Raw genomic sequence first — 1,495 nt, forward strand, 5'->3', positions numbered from 1 at the left:
GCGGCAGGGCGTGGATGAACCAGGGCACCAAGCAGCCGGGCGACCAGTATGTGAAGCTGAAGGTTGTGCTTCCCGACCCGCCCGACGCCGAACTGGTCAAGTTCGTCGAGCAGTGGGCCAAGACCCGCAGCTACGATGTCCGCAAGAAGGCCGGACTGGAATAATCCGGTCAGCCGCCACTCACCTTCCCTTCTGACAGACGGCCCGTCCCTCGGGGGGCGGGCCGCCTGCCTTTTGCCCGCCTCGTACGGCGGTTGGACCGGGACAAACCGGCGATTTGCCCGCGCCAAATGACGCATGGAATGCGCCGTCTGGCCGTGAGATCATCCGATGCTCGCAGGCCGCACGTCCCATCGGAGCAGGTGGCAATCCAGCAAAACCGAGGATCGTCGACGGACCCGGCACGGCAATCAAACGGCGCATCACTTATCGTATCCCCTGGAAACGGAGTGACCCCCATGCAATACGCCACCCTCGGCAACACCGGCCTGCTCGTCTCCCGCCTTGCCTTCGGGGCCATGACCTTCACCCAGGGCAACCAGGACATGGCATCCCTTTACAAGGTTGGCGCGGAACTGGCCGACCGGCTCGTCGGACGGGCATTGGACGCCGGCGTGAATTTCTTCGACACCGCGGACGCCTACGCGGGCGGCCAATCGGAGAGCCTGCTGGGGCAAGTGCTCAAGCACCGCCGCGACGACGTGGTGATCGCCACCAAGGTCGGTTTTCGCACTGGCGAGGGATTGGTCCAGGCCGGCCTCGGCCGCCGCCATATCCTCTGGTCGGTCGACCAGAGCCTGAAGCGGCTGGGCACCGACTGGATCGACGTCTACATCGTCCACAAGGAGGATCCCTTCACCCCGCTGGAGGAAACCATGGCCGCGCTTGATGCCGTGGTGCGGGCCGGCAAGGTGCGTTACCTGGGCTTTTCCAACTGGTCGGCCTGGAAGGTCGCGGCGGCACAGGAGTTCGCGGGGGCCAACCGGCTGACGCCCTTCACCCACGGGCAGATGCATTATTCGCTGCTCGGCCGCGACGTCGAACGCGACGTGATCCCGATGATGGCGCGCTATGGCCTGGGCCTTACGGTGTGGAGCCCGCTGGCGTCGGGATTCCTGACCGGCAAATACACCCGCGAAAGCCTGAACGATCCGGACAATCGCTATTCCGGCTTCGACATCCTGCCTTTCGACAAGGACAGGGGTTTCACGCTGGTGGAGCACATGAGGGAAATGGCCTTGGCCAAGGGGGCGAGCGTCGCCCAGCTCGCCATCGCCTGGCTGCTGGCCAAGCCGCCGGTGACCAGCGTGCTGCTCGGCGCCTCGAAGCCGCATCAGCTCGATGACACGCTGGGCGCGGTGGAGGTGAAGCTCTCGGAGTCCGAGGTAGCCGAGCTGGACAGGATGACCACCCCGGCGGCGGTCTACCCGAACTGGTTCATCGATGCATTGGTGGATCAGAAGCAGCGCGACGCCTTGCGTCCGGCACCATGATC

Annotated in this window: 1 protein-coding gene; it reads left to right on the forward strand. The window is 65.1% G+C overall.

Annotated elements, in window-relative coordinates:
* Window positions 1–458 precede the first annotated feature (458 nt).
* On the forward strand, window positions 459–1,493 hold the full coding sequence (locus I71_RS30280) for an aldo/keto reductase (RefSeq protein ID WP_042703126.1): 1,035 nt from the start codon (window positions 459–461) through the stop codon (window positions 1,491–1,493).
* Window positions 1,494–1,495 lie beyond the last annotated feature (2 nt).

It is taken from the genome of Azospirillum sp. B506, from assembly GCF_000333595.1.
Taxonomy (GTDB): Bacteria; Pseudomonadota; Alphaproteobacteria; order Azospirillales; family Azospirillaceae; genus Azospirillum.